This window comes from Thalassotalea sp. G20_0 (genome assembly GCF_017744175.1).
In the GTDB taxonomy this organism is placed as follows: domain Bacteria; phylum Pseudomonadota; class Gammaproteobacteria; order Pseudomonadales; family Endozoicomonadaceae; genus Endozoicomonas.
Genome location: NZ_JAGHQV010000001.1, coordinates 217,777 through 240,561 on the forward strand (window position 1 = coordinate 217,777; position 22,785 = coordinate 240,561).

Consider the following 22,785-nt stretch of genomic DNA (forward strand, 5'->3'; position numbering starts at 1 on the left):
TTCACAGTGTGCATTATGATCTCTGTGCTACGTCAAGCCACACTACTTTCAGGCTCCTGCTTATCATCCTCATTGCCATCATCGCCGCCGTTAAGTCCAAGCCTCTGGCACAGCCTTGAAAACACAATGGCGAAAGCCCCATTTCCGCTCACATTCATGGCGGTACCAAAGGGATCAAAAATCATATAGACGGCGGTAATTAAACCCAGCATCTCATCCGAAAAGCCCATCAAACTCTGCAAGATTGGTCCTACCACAAGGATGACGCCCCCGGGCACAGCCGCTACCGAAAATTTGGCCAATGCGTAATAAAAGCCAAAGATGGCAAAACCTGCCAGATCAGGCATTGGCATATTGAAAGTATTCAGTGTTACCAGCGCCAGAATGGTCAAACCGATCGCACTGCCAATGGTGTGAATATTGACTGTGGCAGGTACGATGGTTCTAGCCATGATGGGATTACCGATATTTTTTTCGGTACTGTCTATTAACACCGGCATCGTGGCTGCGCTGGAGACCGTACTTAAACCCGTTAACCATGCAGGAAATACGTTGCCCACGTAGGTGATAAAAGCACGGAATGAACACTTTGCTGCCACAAAAAAGTAGATAAAGAGGTAGGCCAGCTGAGAAACAATAACCAGCAGCAAAATCCTGCCATAAGCCGAGATAGCCTGGCTCAAAATTCCATCAGCATGGAGTTTGTAAGCAAATCCGAGGATAAAGAAAGGAAGTATCGGGATAAATAAATGTTTCAGGAACCAACTGGAAACATCACCGGCTTTGAAAGAAAGCGCCCTTAGCGGTTGCATATCCAGCAGGTTCACCAGCAGGCCTGCAATGAATCCCACAATCAGGGCATTCATATTTGTGAACAGAGGGGGTAATTCAAACACCCACATGGTTGCCAGACCACTGCCATCAAGATCATCAAGGGTGATAGGCATGGATATCAGCGGCACCATGACACTGCCAATGGTATACCCGGTGAAAATGGCCGTGATATTGGAAGCAAATACCATCATGATCAACAGCAGGGCAAACAGCAGAGCATTCTTACCCATTCTGGCGAGACAGGAGACCACAAAGCTGAACACAATAAATGGCAGGACAAAAACCAGCAGTGACTTGATGGTCAGGCTCAGGGTGAAAAAAAATGACTTAACATCATAGCTCATCCAGGGATCTGTCAGAAAAGGGATTAACAACACCATCAGAAGTGTGGCCGGCAGCTTAATGTTGGCAAGATGCTCAATAATATTCACGAATCTCCTCTTTTCCGGTAATAAAACTGACTGTGATGAAAACATAGACTTTTTTTCTGCATCGTCAAAATATGACCGCTCTCTCAGCCTGAAAACTCACAATTCCGAACATAAGTTCTAAGAAAAAATTGTCCCAGCTCATTATTTTTCGCTTTTCCGAAGGGACTGTAAGGATTCGCTGTCATTCTCTGACACAGATCAAAAAATATACTTGCCAAATCATTAGGATATGCGCGTTCAATGCCGCATTGATTAAATTAATAACCCCTCGGAGTTCATTCATGGAGCAGAAGATCAAGTTACCTTCTATGGGACAAGTGTCCCTGGTATTAGGTACCTTTCTGGTTCTCGCTTTTGCGTTTACCGCCAAACTGAACCTTCCTATTCAATTAGCACTCTGCATCGGCTGGTTCCTGGCCATGGGACTGGGTGTCAAACTGGGCCACCAGTACAAAGATCTTGAAGCGGCTGCCGCGGAAGGTATCTTCAAAGGCACCGGTGCGATCCTGATTCTGATTGCCGTAGGCGCACTGGTGGGCACCTGGATTGCCGGAGGTATCGTTCCATCGATCATTTACTACGGCCTGAAAACTATTCATCCTTCCATCTTCCTGCTGGCCACCATGGTGATCTGTTCCATGACCGCCCTGGCAACCGGCACCTCATGGGGTGCAGCCGGTACTGCGGGTATCGCCATGATGGGCATTGGTCAGGGTCTCGGCGTTCCTGCGCCGGTTACTGCCGGTGCCATCCTGTCCGGTGTTTACTTCGGCGATAAACTCTCTCCCCTGTCTGACAGTGTTATCCTTGCTTCCTCAATGTCCGAGGTTGAGATTGTTGACCACATCAAGGGCATGCTGCCCATCAGCCTGACTGCTTATGTCCTGACAGCCATCGCTTTCACCGTGTACGGTTTCCAGTTTGGCGGCAGTGCAGATATGGCTCAGGTGCAGGAAGTTATGAACCTGATGGATGAGAACTTCAGCATCTCCGTCATGGCTTTTGTCCCGGTCGTTATCATTCTTTTCCTGCTGGCCAAAAAGTTCCCATCCTACCCGGTTATCATGCTGGGTGCTGGCCTGGGTATGGTCTGGGCAGTTCTGTTCCAGGACCGCACGCCCATCGACGCCGTGAACGCCCTGTGGGCACCGTTGACGGTTGATTCCGGTAACGCTTTTCTGGACAACATCCTGAACCGGGGCGGTATGGTTAATATGCTGGGTTCCGTTGCGGTTATTATCTTCGGCCTGGGCTTTGGTGGCCTGCTGGATAAGGTGGGCATCCTGGAAACCATCGCCCGCACCTTTGAAAACCGTATCACCAATGAAGGCAACCTGACTGCCTACACTGTGGCTACGGCATTCCTGGCCAATGTATTCGGTTCTGCCATGTACGTATCCCTGATTCTGACACCCAAGATCATGTCCGGAAACTACGACCGCATGGGTGTTGACCGTCGTATGCTCTCCCGCAGCTCGGAATTTGGCGGTACTCTGACTTCAGGTATGGTGCCATGGTCTGACAACGGTATCTTCATGGCGGGCCTGCTGGGGGTATCTACTTTCGCCTACGTGCCTTATATGTGGATGAGCTTCATCAGCATCGGCCTGGTTGTTGTCTTTGCTTACCTGGGTAAATTCCGCCCGGTGGATAACAAGTATGTGAAACCAGTGGAAGATCATTCAGTCCACGGCCAGATGGCTACTGCCTGATTACTCTCTTTATCATTCATTCCCAGTGCCGCCCTGGTTGTTATCAACAGGGCGGCGTTTTTTTTCAGCCTCTGCCCCAGGTCAACCTGGCCATGCATTGAAGTGATAGACTTGATCAAAGCCCATCACCCAATGACAATCGCCGTTTATACTATGAGGCTGATCTTAATCAGGAAAATTCATGAGCAAGAAAATCTACGTTGCTTACACCGGTGGAACCATTGGTATGCGCCCTTCAGATTCCGGCTATGCGCCCGGGGATAATCTGATGGGGCTGCTGGAAGAGAAGCTTTCTCCTGATGTGATGGCCAGCCTGCCAGCGTTCGAACTGTTTGAGTACCCTCAGCTGATCGACTCCAGCAATATCCGCCCGGGTAACTGGGAGCAAATCGCCGCTGATATCGCCAGCCGCTATGAGCAGTTTGATGGCTTTGTCGTCCTGCACGGTACCGATACCATGGCTTATTCCTGCAGCATGATCTCCTTTATGCTGCAAAACCTGCAGAAGCCGGTCATCTTTACCGGCTCCCAGATTCCTCTGTGTGAAGCCCGCACCGATGGTCTGGAAAATCTGGTTGGTGCCCTGACCGTGGCGACTGATGACCGAATCAAAGAGGTTTGCCTGTATTTCAACGGCCGCCTTTTGCGCGGCAACCGTTCCCGTAAACTGAACGCCTATCTCTTTGATGCGTTTGACAGCCCCAACTACCCCTGGCTTGGCCGGGCAGATATCCATGTAGAACTCAATGAAACGCTCCTGTGGCAGCCAAAGGAAGCTGAAAAGTTTCAGCTTGATTGCGACGGTGAAACCCATGTTGGCATTCTGCAGCTGTTCCCTGGCATTACTGCCCGGTGGATGGAGTCTGCGCTGAATCAACCCATGGATGCCTTTATTCTGCGTACTTATGGTACAGGCAATGGCCCTGACGCTGACCATGCCCTGCTGGACACCTTTGCCAGGGCAACCGCTTCAGGAAAATTGATTGTTAACCTGACCCAGTGTCACCGGGGCACAGTTCACCAGGGTAGCTATGCAGCAGGCTCAGCACTGGCCAAAGCAGGTATTGTGGGAGGCCTGGATACCACTACCGAAGCCATGTTCTGTAAACTTCATCACCTTTACTCTCTGGGTCTTGGCACCGACGCGGTTAAAGCCATGCTCAGTGTCAGTCTGGCTGGTGAAGTCTCTATCTGATTGCCATTTCTTCTTATGATAAGGGTGTCCAGACCACCCTTATTCCTTCCTGCCTTTTAAGCTAACTGCCTCCACTCAAAAATATCAGTGAACTCTTGCCAAAAAATTCTGTCTACATGGACATTGAATTCAGAATTGCGATGAGGAAGCAGGGTTATGCTGACAGCACCTACTCCACAAACTATCACCAGACAAATGACCGAGCCAAAAGTCTGCTGGGATGGAGGTTTCCTCTGCGGGTTTGATACTGGCGGGGGTTTAGGCATTTTCACAGGAGTCAAAGTCACTTCCTGTACTTGCACGAATTTTGTCAAAGACTGTTGCTGCTGTATTGGAAATCTGAAAAAAGCAGACTGCTGTTTCAATTGCTGTGTAATGACCGGCAAAGTGTGCGCTATCGCCGGCATATCCGGAGTAATGGTAATAGTCGGCGGTCTGGCAGGGGCGTTGACTCTGGGCTCTTTGGGGTACACATGTGCAACTCAGGAACAGCGATCACTCTACTCTTCCAAAGATGGCTACAGGCTGGCCAAGGCACTGTGTCATCCGAAAGGCCCTTTCTCTGACAGGCACTCTACTCGTTCGGAAGATCAGGAGCAAACAGCGCCAGGTAAGGATTCTTCAGTGATTGATGTCGAACCCTTGCTGCACGAAAATCGTTTGCCTGCATCTCCGGATTCAATGGCTTCCCCTCCCTATCCACCAATCTACGACAACCTGAGCCACGCCCCTCCCGCTTATGAAGAGGCAATTAACTCAGTGCGCGACGTAGCATAATTCAATAGCCATACGTGACAGCGCATACACTGCCTGTTGTTTTTAAATCCGTTAAGCGGAGTAAATCGCAAAATGCTTAATGCACCCACTGCACAAACCATCACCAGATACGTCACCGACCCCATCACCGACCCGGCTGTCAACCGTCGTAATTGTTCGGTCTGCGGCGCCACTGCTGGCCTTGGCGCTGGTAGTTACCTGGGGTCCACAATCACCAATTGGAACTTCAAAGATTGCATGTACTGCTTGAAATATGGAAATGTAACTGATTGCAACAAATGTTTAGCTGCAACAACCTTCTGTTCTCTAACCACCTTGGGAATAACAATTGTCAGTGGGTTGGCTTTCGGTGGTGTGGGATATTTGTGCGCAAAACATCTACAGGGATCATCATGTCTTGCTAATAATGACTCCGAGGAAGACAATTTGCCTTCTGATCAGGACGATACGCCTGCCAGAGACATTACCGGCACAACAGATCAGGAAACAACAGAGCCGGTAACAACAGCCCCGGTTACGGCCACTGGGGTGATTGACAAGAAGTCCTTGCCGGACAAGGCTGATATGCGTGCATCTTCGGACTCAATGGATCCCCTTAACGCTCCACCATCCTACAAAGACCTGTTCCCGGATCCCCCCAATTATGAAGACGCCATGACATTACTGCGAGACAGTGCCCGCGAATGACACCGTCCATATCGCATCAAAAACCTGTTTAAGGTTATAATCCCTACCGGTATTACCGGGAATGATCATAACAATGAATATGGGGAACACCTTGAAACCGGTCAAAGTAGGTATCTGTGGACTTGGTACTGTTGGTGGTGGCACCTTCAATGTACTTCAACGTAACGCCAGAATTATTACTGCCCGGGCCGGCCGTCCTGTGATTGTTGAGCAGGTTGGTGCCCGCCGGGATAATTCTGACTGCGACACCGGGTACACCAACGTTACCCGGGATATTTTTGCAGTCGCTCACAACCCTGAAATTGATATTCTGGTAGAAACTATTGGTGGCTATGATGTCGCCAAAGAGCTGATTCTGACGGCAATCGACCAGGGAAAACATGTGGTCACTGCCAACAAGGCCCTGATTGCCGAACATGGTAACGAGATCTTCCAGGCTGCCCGTAATAAAAATGTCATTGTCGCCTATGAGGCGGCGGTTGCCGGTGGCATTCCCATCATCAAGTGTCTGAGGGAAGGGCTGTCGGCGAACAGCATTAGCTGGCTGGCGGGTATTATTAACGGTACCGGCAACTATATCCTGACGGAAATGGGCGACCATAACCGTCCGTTTGCCGATGTTCTGAAAGAAGCACAGGCGCTGGGCTACGCTGAAGCAGATCCAACGTTTGATGTCGAAGGTATTGATGCCTGTCACAAGCTGACTATTATGGCCTCCATCGCTTTTGGTATTCCTTTGCAGTTCACCAAAGCCTATACCGAAGGCATCAGCAAAATCACGCCCAGTGACATCCAGTATGCGGCTTCTCTTGGCTTTAGAATCAAACACCTTGGTGTTGCCCGCAAGGCTGCCAATGGCATTGAACTGCGGGTTCACCCGACCCTGATTCCTTCCGATCGCCCACTGGCCAACATCAATGGTGTGATGAACTCAGTTGTGGTTCAGGGGGATGGAGTTGGCCAGACCATGTACAGCGGCCCCGGGGCTGGTGCTGAACCCACGGCATCTTCCGTGATCGCCGATATCGTTGATATTGCCAGAACCATTGACGCTCCTGACGCTGCCGTTAATGCCCTGGGTTTCTCTGCGGAAAGCCTGAGCGACACCCTTCCGGTACTGCCGATTACCGACACAGTGTGCAGTTTTTATCTGCGCATCCATGCCGACGATCACCCCGGAGTAATGAATGCCGTTACCCAGGTGCTGAGCAGCCACGGCATTAATATCGATGCCATTACCCAGAAAGTCACTCGTGAAGATGATGGTTGTGCGGATATCGTTATCCTCACCCACCGTACTCTTGAAGGCACCATGGACAAAGCTATCTCTGAACTCGAAGCGTTGGAGGATATTAAATCCCCCATCACCCGAATTCGTGTTGAAACCATGGCCTGAAGCTACTTATCCATCCACTTACCCTATGAGGGTGTTGCGAAAGGCCTTAAAGAGAAGGGAACCACAAAGGCACAAAGACACAAAGCTTTTCCGGGATTGGCTGATCCAGGCTCGGCAAACAAAAAAAGGCTTCCTTTGTGCCTCCGTGCCTTTGTGGTTCAAGGCTTTTATACCTTTTGCAGTACCCTCCTATGGCTGGTAAATGGTGCTGTCAGAGTTTTCATAAACAGATATACGGAATTCCCAGTGAAATACATCAGTACCCGAGGACAGGGACACACCAAAGATTTTCAGGATGTTCTGCTGGCCGGGCTGGCGGATGATGGTGGTCTTTACGTACCAGAAACCCTGCCACAGTTCAGCGCTGAGACTATTCGGTCACTAAAGGGGCTCCCCTACCATAAGCTCGCCTTTGAAATCATCCAGCCTTTTGTCGGCGGAACCATCCCGGATGACAAACTCAGGCAGATGATTGATGACAGTTACGCCGGGTTCAGCCATCAGGCTGTCGCACCACTTCAGCAACTGGGTGCCAATCAGTGGGTTATGGAACTTTTCCACGGCCCAACCCTGGCCTTCAAAGACTTTGCACTGCAACTGCTGGGTCGCCTTCTGGACCACACACTGACAGAGCGTAATGAAAAGGCCATAGTACTCGGTGCAACGTCTGGTGATACCGGATCGGCAGCCATCGAAGGCTGTCGCCACAGCGATCATCTGGATATATTTATTCTTCATCCTTATCAACGGGTATCAGAAGTTCAGCGTCGTCAGATGACGACGGTTCTGGACAGCAATGTTCACAACATTGCCATTCAGGGCAATTTTGATGACTGTCAGGATATGGTGAAAAGATGTTTCGCCGACCAGTCGTTCCTGCCGGAAAACACCCGGCTCGTTGCCGTTAACTCCATCAACTGGGCCAGAATCATGGCCCAGATTGTCTATTATTTTCACGCGGCCCTGGCCCTTGGTGCGCCGGATCAACCTGTCAGCTTTGCAGTGCCTACCGGCAACTTTGGCGATATCTTTGCAGGCTATATCGCCCGGGGAATGGGCCTGCCCATAGAAAAACTGATTGTTGCCACCAATCACAATGACATTCTCCACCGTTTCTTCCAGAGCAATGACTACCGCAAGGAAGCACTGCAGCAGACGCTGTCGCCCAGTATGGACATCATGGTTTCCAGTAACTTTGAACGCCTGCTGTTTGATATGCATAACCGTAATGGCGACACTTTGGCGGAATTGATGTCTGGTTTTCGGGAAACTGGAAATATCCGTGTTGATAATGATGTATGGCAGGCCATCAGAGCACTGTTTGATAGCAGCCGTTCTGATGATCAGCAGGTCTGCGATACGATCAGTGCCCTGTATAATAACACCGGGTATCTTGCGGACCCCCATACAGCAACCGGTATCCGGGCAACAGAAGAAGTTAGGCTGGCCAGAGAAACGCCAGTGGTAACCCTGGCAACCGCCCACCCGGTAAAATTCCCTGACGCAATCGTCAAAGCGGGCCTGGACGCACCAGCACTGCCAGCTTATATGGCTGATTTGTTTGAGCGGGAGGAGCGTTACGATATTCTTGACAACGAACTTTCATCTCTCAAGACTTTCATCCAAAGCACCTGACGTTCAAAACCATCACGCCTGCAAAGTGCATGCTGGTTTCGCCTTCAAGCAGTTGTGATTCTGCCGATCCAGAACAGGGAGTGTTCTGGAAACTGTCACCAATGAAACCTGATAAAATTCCCCCCTCCGCAAATTCACCCTCGTCATCAGACACTTCGACGCAAGAGCCCACAGGGCATCATCAGGGACACCAGGTAAAACGGTCTCTTGGCCAGAAGTTTACCCGGTGGATGTCATCATTGAAGATGAACTTCAAGGCAGGAATGGCATTATTGCATCGATCAATACGCCAGATTCCTGCAATAACCCCGCCACTGATGAGTGGGCTGTACTGGGAACAAGTGCCTTTGCCCAATAATCCGGAGCAACTCAGAGAGCTGGCTATCGACTCAGCCGTTGCCCAAATCCCGTACAAACTCAACCACGACCCGGTCCGTTGCTGGGAAATAGTCAGGGAAGCTGAAAACATTCTGATGGACAGTAGTGATACCGATCGATCAGAAGCATTGCACCATAAAATTGAGCCCCGTTTTTTCGAAGAAATCCTCAGTTGTGCAAAAGAAGACCATTGCCCGGAGCAAAAAACGAGTTCACTTACCCCTGAGCAGCAAGACATGGCAACCAGCGAATGCTTCCGGAATATAACCCTGCTGCCCTCTGGCATGATCATTGATCATACGACAGGGCTAATTGCAGTTATGGCGATTAATCAAGTCACCCATAAAATAACACTGGTCTTTGGTGGAACCAATTCAGCCAATGGTGCAAGCAAACTGCTTGATGAAAACGGTCAGGAAACAGGAACAAAATCCGGTCGGCTGCGCGCCCAACTCAAGGCTGACTGGCAAAACCTGTTGGGATATAAAATCCCGGACTGCTACCGCCAGGCATCCAGACTGGTGGAGTTAATCAAGAGTATGACCCATTCCAAAGCAACGCTGAAAGCCATGGGGCTTGATAACTCTCTGGGTATGCTGTTTTTAGTCGGGCACTCTCTGGGCGGCGGCCTGGTTCAATACAGCGCCGCGAAAAACAGGGTTCCGGGTCGAACATTCAACCCGGTCGCACTGGGCCGAAAAGCAATAAAAAATCTGACAATAGATGACAAGGAGCTGGCCAAAAACGGACTGATTGACAACTATCTGATTCACCATGACCTTATTAACACCCCCTTTGGCTATAAGCGATGGCATAAACGCCTGGCTCCAACCATCCTTGGTCGACGGACCATAATTCACGCTCATAAAGCCACGGGGAAAAATACATTGTATGGCCGTCATAGTCGGTCACATGTGCATTATATGGCTGAACTGAGACGGAAGATAAACGCGTCAAAGTAATCCATTACGGTGCTTTGCAGGCTCTCTATTTCGCCCCCGCTAAACGAAAACTGTGTTACCCTGACACTTCCTTTCGCTTCATCGCCTGTTGTTTCATTTATGCCTGTGAATATAATCCGCCGTACCTACGACCTCTCAACCTGTTGCTTCACGCCAGAGATGGATCCTCTGCTGGCCAGAATATACAGTGCCCGGGGCGTTAAAACTCAGGATGAACTGCCTCGCCAGCTGCAACAGTTAAGCGACTACCGGCAACTCAGGGATATTGATAAAGCCGCTGACATTCTGGCTGAGGCTATTATCAACCAGCAGCGCATGTTAATTGTTGGCGACTTCGACTGCGATGGTGCCACCAGCAGTGCTCTCGCTGTTCTGGCGCTGAGGAGCATGGGTGGCCATGCCGATTTTCTGGTGCCCAACCGCTTTGACTATGGTTATGGCCTGACCCCTGAAATTGTTGAAGCCGCCCTGCCCTTTCAACCGGATGTATTAATCACCGTCGATAATGGCATCTCCAGCCTTACCGGTGTACTGGCAGCAAAAAGCAGAGGGATGAAAGTTGTGGTTACCGACCACCATCTGGCGGGTCGCGAACTGCCTGAAGCCGATGCGATTGTTAACCCTAATCAGCCAGACTGCCCGTTTCCCGGCAAAAATACCGCCGGGGTAGGCGTTATTTTCTACCTGATGTGTGCCTTGCGAACCCTGTTGCGGTCACGGGGTTATTTTCAGGAGAACACAGAGCCCAATCTGGCTGAACTTCTCGACCTTGTTGCCCTCGGCACAGTGGCTGATGTGGTCAAGCTGGACAGCAATAACCGCATACTGGTATTCCAGGGGCTTGCCCGTATCCGTTCTGGCCGCTGTCGACCGGGCATTACAGCGCTGATTGAGGTATCCGGTAGAAATGCTGAAAAACTGGTCGCGTCTGACCTGGGCTTTGCCCTGGGTCCAAGACTTAATGCGGCTGGACGCCTGGATGATATGTCGATTGGTATCGAACTGCTCCTTTGCGACGATATAAACCGGGCAAGGGAGTTAGCCGTTGAGCTGGACGGTCTTAACCGTGACCGAAAAGCCATTGAGGGCAGTATGCACAGTCAGGCCATGGCAGAGCTGGAGAAAATCCGCTTTAACCAGCAAACAGACCTGCCATGGGGCGTCAGTTTGTTTCAGGAAAGCTGGCACCAGGGCGTGGTTGGCATTCTGGCTTCCCGGGTAAAAGAGAAACTGAACCGTCCAGTGATTGCTTTTGCTGAAGCAGATAATCCAGTGGGAGAGCCAGAACTGAAAGGCTCTGCCAGGTCGATTCAGGGACTGCATATGCGTGATGCACTGGACAGTATTGCCAGGGATAACCCCGGGCTTATTATCAAATTTGGTGGTCACGCCATGGCCGCGGGGCTATCCATAACAAAAGCAAAATACAACGAATTTCAAACGGCTTTTGACCTTGAAGTCAGAAAACAACTGACCGCTGAAGACCTTCAGGCAGAAGTGCACACTGACGGTGAACTGATGCCTGGCCAGGTAACCATGGCAACCGCCTATACCCTCCGCGAAGGGGGGCCATGGGGACAAAGTTTTCCTGAGCCCTGCTTTGATGGCCAATTTCAAATCATTCAGCAGAAACTGGTGGGAGAGAAGCACCTCAAAATGGTACTCAAAATACCCGGCAGTGAACTCTGGCTGGATGCCATTGCCTTTAATATTGACAACAGGGTGTGGCCTGATCCCAATATTCGTCAGATCAAGGCTGTCTATAAACTCGATATTAATGAATTCCGTGGTCAGCACAACTTACAACTGATGGTTGAACATTTTGAACCGGCATGAAATAGCCCCATCATGATTGGCAAGCTGACAAACGCAGCTACTTAGACCAAACTGAGCTATCAGAATCTATTCCTTATTAAGAAGAACAATGAGGTCGTTGATGACAGCTTCCAGATGGCTACTCACGCTGATGATAATCACCTCCCTTTGCCTGCTGATTCCGGGAGTGACTCAACCCATGATGACCATCAAGGCCGATCTTGATCGTCAGGCAATGCTGAATGAGGCAAGGCATATCGTTCAACAGCAAAACCTTCATCCTGCCATGGCGGGTCTGGCTACCCAGTTCCTTAATCGTCTGGATGTTAAAGGAACATCCACTGTTTATGAAAAGAAGCGTTCCATTCTCGGTACCGCTGGAGATCTCTGGAACAGTGGCTATTATTTTGTGGCAATACTGATTGTCACCTTCAGCCTGGTGATCCCGGTGACAAAACTGGGTTTCCTGTTGCTGGCTAATTTTGTCAGGGAAAACCAGAGACTGCTCAGGCTGAACAGTTTACTGGGCAAATGGTCCATGGCTGATGTGTTTGCCATTGGTGTGCTTATCGCCTTTCTGGCGGCCAATGCCACAACTGCTGGATATGTCGATTCCAGGCAGATTGTGCAATTTGATGCATCACTGCACTCTGGCTTTTATTGGTTCGTGGCTTATTGTCTGGTCAGTAATGTGATGGGACAGCTGGCAGAAATAAAACGGGAGACTATACCAGCCCCATGATTTTCTTTTCAAAAAGCTCCAGCTGCTCAAGCGCTCTTTCTTCACGGAGATCCACAAGCCTGACCCCTAAGCCAAGAAGCCTGACCGGGCGGCCTCCCCGCTCCCAGGCTCTTACCAGCAACTGAGTAAAATGTTCCATAACAGTTTCACCGGTTGTCGGCAGACTCTCCTCAAGGGTGGTCTGGGTAAAATCAGCAAACTTCACCTTAACAAAGTGCTTATGCACCTCGTATTCCTTTTCAATACGCTGGTAACGTTCCTGAAGTTCTTCAAGCAACGGGATAACCTGTGCAGTAATATCCGCAAGCCCCACCAGGTCTTTATCATAAGTATGCTCAACAGAAAGGGACTTCCTGCGCCGACTGGTCTGCACCTCACGATCATCCCGCCCCCGGGACAGCTCCCACAACCGTTCACCAAAACTGCCAAACCAGCGACTTAACTCAAGAATGGAATACTGGCGTAATTGCCCACAGGTATTGATGCCTTTTTTGTGCAATTTCCCGGCGGTCACCCGCCCTACCCCATGAATTTTTTTCACGGGCAGATCGAAAATAAAATCATCCGCCTGTTCCGGAGTGATCACAAAAAGGCCATTAGGTTTATTCCAGTCACTGGCAATCTTGGCCAGAAACTTATTCGTGGCAACGCCGGCAGAGACGGTGACATGCAATTGTTGAAAAATTTTCTGCCGGATTTCCTCGGCAATCAAGGTGGCACTGCCTTGACAAAGATGCGTTCCGGTGACATCGAGATAGGCCTCATCCAGGGACAAAGGTTCAATTAAATCAGTATATTGGCGAAAAATGGCATGAGCTTCAGAAGACGCGGCACGATAAACAGAAAAGCGGGGAGGAATGATCTTCAGCTCCGGGCAGAGTCTCATCGCCTGGGCCGAAGACATGGCTGAGTGCACACCAAATCGACGCGCCTCATAGTTACAAGTGGCAATCACCCCTCTACGATCCGGAGCCCCCCCGACAGCAACCGCCTTTCCTGACAACCTCGGATTATCACGTATTTCAATACTGGCAAAGAAGGCGTCAAAATCGATATGTATGATTTTTCTCTGGACCACCTTTTGCTCAAGAATGGCATTACTTTCCATCATGTTCCAATTAGCTCCGGGATAAGCACTGTATATACATACAGAATGCTTTTGGCAAGCAATTCCTTGCCTGTTAACCAGTCCCCAGATGGCTTTTTTGCAGCAGACTTCTTGCCACAAAAAAGGATCCTTTTGGTTAAGGCTGCATACATTCATTTTCTGTTATGAAGCTGTGCTCAAAGCGATCGCTCTTTTGATAGCTTTCAACACCGCTTCCTGTAAACGGGATAGCAAGGCACCCTCAGAACTATGCAAATCACAATTTTCAATACACCCATTGTCAGCCAGACCCTTTCTCTATTCGCAAAACTGTTTCTCAAAGTGATGGGCTGGAGGATTCAGGGCAGAGCCCCACGCCTGGCCAGGTACGTGCTTGTTGGTGCTCCCCATACCAGTAACTGGGACTTTGTCTATGGCATGGCGATTGGCCTTGCTACCGGTGTACAGTGTTACTGGGTGGGCAAACACACCCTGTTCTGGGGGCCGTTCAACTGGGTTATGCGCTGGATGGGAGGGATTCCGCTGGATCGAAATGGCAGATGCAGAAGAGGCAGCCTGGTAGAACAGGCGGTCTGTACTTTCAAGCAACACAGAAAGCTGGGCCTGGTTATATGCCCTGAAGGTACCCGGGCACGTGGCGAGCGGTGGCACACAGGCTTCTACCATATGGCAAAAAATGCCGGTATACCCATTGTACTTGCCTTTCTGGATTTCAAGGACAGAACCGGAGGATTTGGTCCTGTTATCGAGCCTGGGGAGGACATCGAAAAAGACCTTTCAGAAATACAGGCATTTTACTCAGACATTTATGGTAAACATCCGGAATGCTTTAGTCCGGTATCACCAAAATGCATAAAGCGCAACCTTCAGGGTCATCCCAGGCACCGACTTCATAATGCCTGTGATTAATTTTCGCCCTGCTGAGAATGGGTGTAGTGCTTTACAACAGGCGTTATTGAGCGCCTGTAAAGCAGCAGGGGAAACGAATGCCCTTTATCATCAGCCAACCAGATCCGCCAAATCCTTGATAGAAACCTGCCTGGCATTCACTTGAGCTGCAATTCGATCATGAAGAGTTAAAGGAGTTCTTTTAATGCCCGCAGCCCAATCATCAAATTTTTGCCATAAATAGTGCTGTGTACTGAGCTTGACTGAAAAATTTCCCGGACCATCGATAAAATGCTCGACATTTTTAGAGTTATTATTTTTAAAGTCATTGTAAATTAATGGGGACAATAAAGTGCCTGCTGCCAGACCGCCCAGGATGATATAAACAGGTTCCACAACCGCAACCATAAGCCCGAAACCCACAACATATCGACAAGCAAGGTCTGTAACCCGGTTATAGATAAAATTACTCAGTATGTTTGCTGGAGTAATCGTATATTCCAGGAACGACTTGGTGTTTTCTCTCCCCGAAAGATGATCCACAGCCTTCATAAAGGGCGCATAAACACAAAAGCCGAAAATTCCACCCACCAGGGCAGATGGGAGGGCAAAGACAGTATGGCCAAACATGCTACCAACCAGTTGTCCGAGCTGGGAAACTGCCGCAAGGGAAGAAACCGCAACCGTCTTGACCGTATTCCATCCTGGACTCTTTTCCCGGTCCTCTTTTAATTCAGCCAGGCTTTGAGCTTTTGATTCATAATCCTCAAAATACTCCTTAGTGTATTTACCCTGATCTACAGCAACTGGAACTGAAGAAAAATTGACCGAACCAACCATTTAGAGCCCTTATTTCAGTACTTATCCACTACATATGACCGCCTCAACAGAGAATAGTTCCATCATCTGAAATCGATTTACTTATACTTTAATAAACCTCTGAATCTTTGACGGGTTCACAGAGGTTATTTAATTGACCGATCAAACAGATAATGGCAATCTCAAAAAATGGACTACACAATAATAATTGCCGATGACCACCCCTTATTCCGGACTGCTCTCAAGTCCTCTGTTGGTCACGCGCTCAAGGAACCTGTGATCCACGAAGCTGGTTCAATCGCTGAACTGCAAATGCTTCTGGACAACAATGCCTCACCGGATCTGATCTTGCTGGACCTGCATATGCCAGGAGCGCACGGGCTGTCCGGGTTGATATTTCTCAGAGGGCAATATCCGGATGTTCCTGTTGTCATTGTTTCAGCTTCTGATGACCAGCAGATCATACAAAAAACCAAAAACCATGGAGCCAGTGGTTTCATTCCAAAATCTACGCCGCTGGATGAGCTGAAAGCCGCCATTATCAACGTTCTGGATGGAGAAAACTGGTGGCCTGATAACTTCCAACCTGTCGAATCCCGGCAAAGCAGTGATATGGAAGCCAGACTGGCAACCCTGACACCACAGCAGTTCAGGGTTCTGGGCATGATCAGTGAAGGCCTGTTGAATAAGCAGATTGCCTATGACCTGAATGTATCGGAAGCGACGATCAAGGCTCATGTGACCGCCATTTTCAAAAAGCTGGGGGTCAGAAGCAGGACCCAGGCGGTCATCGCCATCAAAGCGCTGGAAATTGAGATGCCCGGTCAAGATCCGGAAGATCATAAAACCGCAGACTAAACCGTCTCTAACTGGTGTTTTTCAACATCATAACGGTTCAGAATGGCCCTCATGGCAGCTGGCTTGACGGGCTTTTTCAAATAGCTGATATTCAGCTCCCGGCATTGCCGCCGCAGTTCATCCTGTTGATTAGCGGTGACCAGAACAGCACTTGTTTGATAACCTGATCTTTTACGGATACGTTCTATTAACTCAATACCGCTGGCCTGATCCCCCATCTGGTAATCCACCATCAATAAATCAGGCGTCATGATCTCAAGCGACTGAATGGCTTCATGATGACTTTGCGCAGTCTCCACCCGACACCCCCAACGAGTTAACAGACTGGCCATACCTTTGATAATGTCCGGTTCATCATCCACACACAGGACCTTCAACCCCATTTTCCCCTGATCAGGATCACAAGACACCACTGCGGGATCCACAATACTCCCAGAGACCAAAGGAACCACAACGGAAAAAACAGCCCCCTCTCCCGGCGACGATGACAAGGAAATTTTTGCCTCAAGGATCTGAGCTATACCTTTAGCAATGGAGAGCCCAAGCCCCAACCCATTCACGGCTGTCGATAAACGCTCAAATTCTGCAAAAATCAGTGCCTGCTTGTCTTGGGGGATGCCCTGCCCATTATCCCTTACCTCAAGTCTAAGCTGTCGATTGTTGATAAAACGACATCCCAGAAGCACTTTTCCTGTTCTATGGGTGTTGGCAACATAACGAAACGCATTGGTCAGGAAATTTTGTAAGATTCTTCTCAGAAGCACCGGATCGGTTTTAATGCGCCGATCAGAACTGACCACCCTGAACATCAGCCTGCCTTCCTTCGACAACAGCGAAAATTCGGACCTCAGGGGCTCTAAAACCTCCATTACAGGAACATCCCGAAGATTCACCGCCACCTTACCGGCTTCTATTCGCGACATATCCAGCAGATCTGTCAACAAATGCTCCGCAGACCTTAATGAATTGCTGATATTTTGCGCCAGTTCTTCATGCACGGTGCCTTTTGCTTCCAGCTCCATCGAGGCAGTAAATAGTCGAGCCGCATTCATTGGCTGCATAAGGTCATGACTGATTGCCGCAAAAAAACGCGAGCGCAAGTGGTTCGCTTTCTCGGCCTGTGACTTTGCCCCTAAAAGTTGCACATTTAACAATGACAGCTCTTTTGTCCGCTCCTGCACCCGATGCTCCAGACTTTCATTTGCTTCTTTCAGGGCCTGCTCAACCTGACGGAACCCGGTGATATCGGTGAAAGCCATAACAAATCCACCACCGGGCATGGGATTCCCCTGAATCTGAATCACCCTGCCATCCTGTCGCCGCCTTTCTGAGCGATGGGCCGTCCCATTCCTCATATATGACAGTCGTTTATTGACGTGATGGTCCACATCCCCGGTGCCGCAAAGTCCATTCAGGGCATTATGCCGAATCATATCTGAAATAGGACGACCCACCTTAATCAGGTCATTCGGGTAGTCAAACAACTGCAGATATTGCTGATTCCAGGCAACTAACTCCAGGTTACGATCAACCACACTGATCCCCATACTGATATGCTCAATCGCTCCCTGCAGCAGTTCCCGGTTGAACTGAAATACTTCCGAGGCCTCATCCACCATAGCCTGAACTTCTTCAAGCGCGACATTCCCATGCGCCAGAGACTTCATCACAATACGGGCCGATGACGCCCCCAGCGTTCCTGCCAGCAACCGTTCAATCGCGGCCACCAGTTCTGGCCCTGCCTGCTTATGACCATTCAGCGCTCCGAATAGCAGCCCTCTATCCCCGGACTCAAAGCTCTGAATAACACCCTGCACCCGGTTTTTACTGACAAAGCGGCTGGCCAGCTGCTCAAGCTCTCCTACCGTAATGGCTGCATTCGGGAAAACACCATCTTCAGAAAGGACCGCATCAACAAACTTCCGGGACTGCCTTCTCTCTTCAATACCCGGCCTCAGGTAAAGACAGCCACAAAGATAGACAAAGGTATTCAGAGACAGCGCAACCAGTGTTGCTCCGGTGACCGTACCGGTAACCCCCAGACCAAAAAGATTATCTGGCTTAAGCCACTCATAACCAAAAACACCTTGCTGAACAACACTGGTACCCAGCCATGAAACATCAACCAGCACAGGTATCACCAGACAGAAAAGCCAGACCATAAAACCTACTAACAGGCCACCGGCGGCTGCCCTGGCATTGCTTTCCCTGATGTAGAGACTACCCAGCAACACCGGGGCGAGTTGAGCAACGGCCGAAAATGACATCTGACCGATAGCAGCCAGAGAACCAGCGCCTTCCAGAAGTCGATAAACAACCCATGACAACATCAATAAAATGACAATCGTCGTACGCCTTACCGTCAGCAACAGGCCACTGAACCGGTAAAAGTCATTACTGTCCCGGTAACTGTGATTATTTCTGCACAGCAGTAATGGCATTAAAATTTCGTTGGATACCATGGTGGTCAAAGCAAGTGTTGCCACAATCACCATGCTGATGGCAGCAGACACGCCCCCCAGAAAAGCCAGCACAGCCATGGGTAAGTTGCCCATCAGCTTTGGCAGTTCAATCAAATAGGCATCACCGGGCACAGCGCTGCCCAATAGTTGATTGCCAGCCAGCGCCAGTGGTATCACAAACAGAGCCAGTAACAACAAATAGGCGGGAAACAGCCATCGAGCCTTATGGAAATCATCAATGCTGCTGTTTTCTACCACCGTGACATGAAACTGCCGGGGCAGACACAGTATGGCTGCCATGGCCATTACCGTAGGCATGATAATACTATCAAACCAGCTGACCCCGGCATTCCCGTCACCCGGCTGGATGATGGCATCAAGATTAATATGATCCACAGCAGCCCACGAAACCCAGATTCCCACCAGCAGGAAAACCGAGAGTTTGACCAGAGACTCAAAGGCAATAGCCGTCATAATGCCATTCTGGTGCTCGGTAGCATCCAGCTTTCGGGTACCAAACATAATGACAAAAACACTCAGGGTTAAGGTGATGGCTAATGCCAGATCTTCCCGAGACCATCGGCCGGATACTGGATTTTCGTCCGTCAGCTGAGCAAAGCCCATCACAATAGCTTTTAGCTGCAGCGCTATATAGGGAAGCACACCAATGACCAGAATGAAGGTCACCAGAATCGCCATAAAGTGGGAACGACCATGACGGGAAGCGATAAAGTCGGCAATTGACGTAATGTTCTCCTGTTTACTGACAGTAATCAGCTTGACCAGAAGCTTCCAGAAAAGAACAAAAACCAGGATGGGACCAAGATAGATGGGAAGAAATGACCACAGATTTTCACTGGCCTGCCCCACAGCGCCGAAAAAAGTCCAGGAAGTACAGTAAACAGCCAGAGAAAGGCTGTAAATCAAGGGCTGCCAGCGTTTTCTGAAAGCAGCCCCCCGATAATCACCAAACCAGGCCGCAATAAAAAGACAGGCGACGTACACTGTGGCAATAAGGGCCAGTATCCATCCAGACATAGCTATTATTCTTATAAGTCATTCCGCCAAAGCAGAATTTTCTGTGGCGTTTCTCTGCGAAATATACACCGGTGCCCGTGGAATGTCGCCCTTGATCGTACGTCAGTCGGAAGGCTGATACTTTCGATATTAGTCAAAATAGTGATAGGGTTATTGTTTACACAAAATCGGGACCGGATACTTTATCTGATAGAAGTTAAGACCAAAGTCTAATACCAGAAATCCCTGCAAATCCTAAACTGAGAATACTTCAATAAATACGTTCACAGTCGTTTTAGTGAGCAATCACTCAACCTGAACAAAATAAAAAACCGCCCTGAGTCATTTTGAACTAAATAATAATAACAACACTAAGGGAAGTGATATGTCTGACACGTCCGTTTATCCAGTAAAACCTGCTGCTCTTGAGAACACACTGGTTAACAACGACCAGTATCTGGAAATGTATCAGCAATCCATCATTAACCCTGAAGGCTTCTGGCGCGAACATGGCCAACGCATCCACTGGTTCCAGCCTTTCTCCAAAGTGAGAAAAGTCTCTTTTGACGACCACTTTGTCAGCATCAACTGGTTTTATGATGGTACCACCAATGCGTCCCACAACTGCCTTGACCGGCACCTGGAAGAGCGAGGTGACCAGCTGGCCATTATCTGGGAGCCGGATGATGAAGGTGAAGCCAGAAAGGTCACCTACCGGGAACTGCATGAACTTGTGTGCCGCTTTGCCAATGCATTGAAGAGTCAGGGTGTTCGCAAAGGTGATGTGGTAGCAATCTATATGCCCATGGTCATCGAAGCCACCGTTGCGATGCTGGCCTGCAGCCGTATAGGGGCCATTCATTCCGTGGTGTTTGGCGGATTTTCACCGGAATCACTGGCAGGAAGAATCATTGACTCAAAAGCTAAGATTGTCGTTACGGCCGATGAAGGTGTTCGAGGCGGGCGCACAGTCCCTCTTAAAAGCAACGTCGATGAAGCACTGACACACCCCGACACACACACCATTGAGAAGGTCATTGTTCTCAAGCACACAGGCGCTGATATTGCCTGGCATCGTCACCGTGACGTCTGGTGGCAGGAGTTAACGGCACTCACTTCTCCACACTGCGAAGCCAGGGAGATGAATGCCGAGGACCCACTCTTTATCCTCTATACCTCAGGCTCTACCGGAAAGCCAAAGGGTGTCATGCATAGCACAGGTGGCTACCTGGTATACGCTTCCATGACCCATCAATATGTATTTGACTATCAACCCGGCGAAGTCTTCTGGTGCAATGCTGACGTTGGCTGGATTACCGGACACTCATACGTCACCTATGGCCCCTTGCTGAATGGCGCAACCATTGTGATGCATGAGGGAGTGCCTAACTATCCTGAAACCAATCGCATCAGCAAAATCATCGATAAACACGGTGTGAATATTCTTTATATCGCACCAACGGCTATCCGCTCATTAATGGCAGAAGGCGATGCGGTGATCAAAGACACTCATCGAAGCTCACTCAGATTGCTGGGCTCTGTAGGTGAGCCCATTAACCCCGAGGCCTGGAGCTGGTACTACTCAACCATTGGTAAAGAGCGCTGCCCTATCGTCGACACCTGGTGGCAGACCGAAACAGGCGCTGCGATGCTCACTCCACTTCCGGGAGCTACTGACCTTAAGCCGGGTTCAGCCACACGACCATTCTTTGGTGTACAACCTGCCCTGGTAGACAATATGGGTCGTCTGATCCATGGCCCCGGAGAAGGCAATCTTGTTATCCTGGATAGCTGGCCCGGACAAGCGAGAACCGTCTATGGAGATCATGAACGTTTTGTTCAAACCTACTTCTCATCTTTTAAAGGCATGTATACAACAGGTGACGGAGCCCGAAGGGATGAAGATGGCTATTACTGGATCACCGGTCGTGTGGATGATGTCATTAATGTTTCCGGCCACCGTATGGGAACGGCAGAAATAGAATCGGCAATGGTAGCCCATCAGCAGGTGGCGGAAGCTGCAGTTGTCGGTTTCCCACACCATATCAAGGGCCAGGGGATCTATGTTTATGTCACGCTCAATAGCGGGACAGACACCAGTGAAGACCTGAAAAAGAACCTGAAGGACTGGGTAAGAAAAGAGATAGGGCCGATTGCTACCCCGGATATTATTCAGTGGGCCCCGGGACTTCCCAAAACCCGGTCTGGAAAAATCATGAGGCGGATTCTCCGGAAAATAGCTGCTGACGAGTTCGAAAACCTTGGCGACACATCAACGCTGGCAGATCCTGAAGTCGTGAACCAGTTGATCGCGAATAAAGCGGTGGCCAGCTAATAATTGTCAATTGTCGTGCGGTATTCCTGCATAACCAATACCGCACTCACTTTCACCTTCTCCTTTTGCCGCAGGTAATCCTTGACATTATAACCAGCGTCCCTATAATTCGCCTCTCTTTCGACGCGGGATGGAGCAGTCTGGTAGCTCGTCGGGCTCATAACCCGAAGGTCGTTGGTTCGAATCCAGCTCCCGCAACCACTTTTGTAAAGCAGTTGATGTTTCTTTTTTTGAAAGAATCAACTGATCAGCTTTATCGCGGGATGGAGCAGTCTGGTAGCTCGTCGGGCTCATAACCCGAAGGTCGTTGGTTCGAATCCGGCTCCCGCAACCACTTTTGTAAAGCAGTTGATGTTTCTTTTTTTGAAAGAATCAGCTGAGCAGTTTTGTCGCGGGATGGAGCAGTCTGGTAGCTCGTCGGGCTCATAACCCGAAGGTCGTTGGTTCGAATCCGGCTCCCGCAACCACTTTTATAAAGCAGTTGATGTTTCTTTTTGAAAGAATCAGCTGAGCAGTTTTGTCGCGGGATGGAGCAGTCTGGTAGCTCGTCGGGCTCATAACCCGAAGGTCGTTGGTTCGAATCCGGCTCCCGCAACCACTTTTGTAAAGCAGTTGATGTTTCTTTTTGAAAGAATCAGCTGAGCAGTTTTGTCGCGGGATGGAGCAGTCTGGTAGCTCGTCGGGCTCATAACCCGAAGGTCGTTGGTTCGAATCCAGCTCCCGCAACCATCTTA

Annotated in this window: 16 protein-coding genes and 5 tRNA genes; 17 read left to right on the forward strand and 4 right to left on the reverse strand. The window is 49.6% G+C overall.

The features are described 5' to 3' along the window. Positions 1–32: 32 nt before the first annotated feature. Positions 33–1,265 (reverse strand): cation:dicarboxylate symporter family transporter, encoded by a 1,233-nt coding sequence (locus tag J7438_RS00840; protein ID WP_209199630.1) that lies wholly within the window; start codon positions 1,263–1,265, stop codon positions 33–35. A 281-nt stretch (positions 1,266–1,546) separates the two neighbouring features. Here J7438_RS00840 and nhaC point away from each other — a divergent pair, with 281 nt between their 5' ends. From nhaC to J7438_RS00885, 9 genes are all read left to right on the forward strand, one after another. Next, complete coding sequence (gene nhaC / locus J7438_RS00845; RefSeq protein ID WP_209275059.1) at positions 1,547–2,977, forward strand: Na+/H+ antiporter NhaC; 1,431 nt, start codon at positions 1,547–1,549, stop codon at positions 2,975–2,977. 181 nt (positions 2,978–3,158) lie between these two features. Beyond that, a complete protein-coding gene (locus J7438_RS00850; protein WP_209275060.1) occupies positions 3,159–4,172 on the forward strand; it encodes a type I asparaginase in 1,014 nt (337 codons plus the stop codon). 375 nt (positions 4,173–4,547) lie between these two features. Further along, positions 4,548–4,949, forward strand: a complete 402-nt coding sequence (locus J7438_RS00855) for a hypothetical protein (RefSeq protein ID WP_209275061.1) — start codon at positions 4,548–4,550, stop codon at positions 4,947–4,949. Positions 4,950–5,375: 426 nt separating this feature from the next. Then, positions 5,376–5,636 (forward strand): hypothetical protein, encoded by a 261-nt coding sequence (locus J7438_RS00860; protein ID WP_209275062.1) that lies wholly within the window; start codon positions 5,376–5,378, stop codon positions 5,634–5,636. 91 nt (positions 5,637–5,727) lie between these two features. Beyond that, a complete protein-coding gene (locus tag J7438_RS00865; RefSeq protein ID WP_209275063.1) occupies positions 5,728–7,032 on the forward strand; it encodes a homoserine dehydrogenase in 1,305 nt (434 codons plus the stop codon). A 246-nt stretch (positions 7,033–7,278) separates the two neighbouring features. Further along, a complete protein-coding gene (thrC, locus tag J7438_RS00870) occupies positions 7,279–8,667 on the forward strand; it encodes a threonine synthase (RefSeq protein ID WP_209275064.1) in 1,389 nt (462 codons plus the stop codon). Between the two features lie 101 nt (positions 8,668–8,768). After that, positions 8,769–10,007 (forward strand): hypothetical protein, encoded by a 1,239-nt coding sequence (locus J7438_RS00875; RefSeq protein ID WP_209275065.1) that lies wholly within the window; start codon positions 8,769–8,771, stop codon positions 10,005–10,007. Positions 10,008–10,106: 99 nt separating this feature from the next. After that, positions 10,107–11,843 (forward strand): single-stranded-DNA-specific exonuclease RecJ, encoded by a 1,737-nt coding sequence (recJ, locus tag J7438_RS00880; protein ID WP_209199622.1) that lies wholly within the window; start codon positions 10,107–10,109, stop codon positions 11,841–11,843. Between the two features lie 100 nt (positions 11,844–11,943). Continuing rightward, complete coding sequence (locus J7438_RS00885) at positions 11,944–12,564, forward strand: paraquat-inducible protein A (RefSeq protein ID WP_209275066.1); 621 nt, start codon at positions 11,944–11,946, stop codon at positions 12,562–12,564. Here J7438_RS00885 and dinB read toward each other — a convergent pair. After that, the gene (gene dinB / locus J7438_RS00890) at positions 12,548–13,675 is read right to left on the reverse strand and encodes a DNA polymerase IV (RefSeq protein WP_286196276.1); all 1,128 of its coding nucleotides are present in this window, start codon (positions 13,673–13,675) and stop codon (positions 12,548–12,550) included. The genes J7438_RS00885 and dinB overlap by 17 nt on opposite strands. Before the next feature lie 246 nt (positions 13,676–13,921). Between dinB and J7438_RS00895 the strand changes: the two genes are divergently transcribed. Next, positions 13,922–14,581, forward strand: coding sequence for a lysophospholipid acyltransferase family protein (locus J7438_RS00895; protein WP_209199619.1), 660 nt, complete (start codon positions 13,922–13,924; stop codon positions 14,579–14,581). A gap of 90 nt (positions 14,582–14,671) precedes the next feature. Here the strand turns inward: J7438_RS00895 and J7438_RS00900 are convergent, their stop codons facing one another. Continuing rightward, the gene (locus J7438_RS00900) at positions 14,672–15,400 is read right to left on the reverse strand and encodes a hypothetical protein (RefSeq protein ID WP_209275067.1); all 729 of its coding nucleotides are present in this window, start codon (positions 15,398–15,400) and stop codon (positions 14,672–14,674) included. A 168-nt stretch (positions 15,401–15,568) separates the two neighbouring features. On the opposite strand from J7438_RS00900, the gene J7438_RS00905 reads away from it, so the two are divergent. After that, positions 15,569–16,237, forward strand: coding sequence for a response regulator (locus J7438_RS00905; RefSeq protein WP_209275068.1), 669 nt, complete (start codon positions 15,569–15,571; stop codon positions 16,235–16,237). Here J7438_RS00905 and J7438_RS00910 read toward each other — a convergent pair. Next, complete coding sequence (locus tag J7438_RS00910) at positions 16,234–19,737, reverse strand: PAS domain-containing hybrid sensor histidine kinase/response regulator (protein ID WP_209275069.1); 3,504 nt, start codon at positions 19,735–19,737, stop codon at positions 16,234–16,236. The genes J7438_RS00905 and J7438_RS00910 overlap by 4 nt on opposite strands. Positions 19,738–20,101: 364 nt before the next feature. Here J7438_RS00910 and acs point away from each other — a divergent pair, with 364 nt between their 5' ends. The 6 genes from acs (at position 20,102) to J7438_RS00940 (ending at position 22,780) form a co-directional block, all read left to right on the forward strand. Further along, complete coding sequence (gene acs / locus J7438_RS00915; RefSeq protein ID WP_209275070.1) at positions 20,102–22,051, forward strand: acetate--CoA ligase; 1,950 nt, start codon at positions 20,102–20,104, stop codon at positions 22,049–22,051. Positions 22,052–22,175: 124 nt separating this feature from the next. Continuing rightward, positions 22,176–22,252 (forward strand) — tRNA-Met (locus J7438_RS00920). A gap of 56 nt (positions 22,253–22,308) precedes the next feature. Further along, a tRNA-Met gene (locus J7438_RS00925) sits at positions 22,309–22,385 on the forward strand. 56 nt (positions 22,386–22,441) lie between these two features. Next, positions 22,442–22,518, forward strand: a tRNA-Met gene (locus J7438_RS00930). 54 nt (positions 22,519–22,572) lie between these two features. After that, positions 22,573–22,649, forward strand: a tRNA-Met gene (locus J7438_RS00935). 54 nt (positions 22,650–22,703) lie between these two features. Beyond that, positions 22,704–22,780, forward strand: a tRNA-Met gene (locus tag J7438_RS00940). Positions 22,781–22,785: the final 5 nt, after the last annotated feature.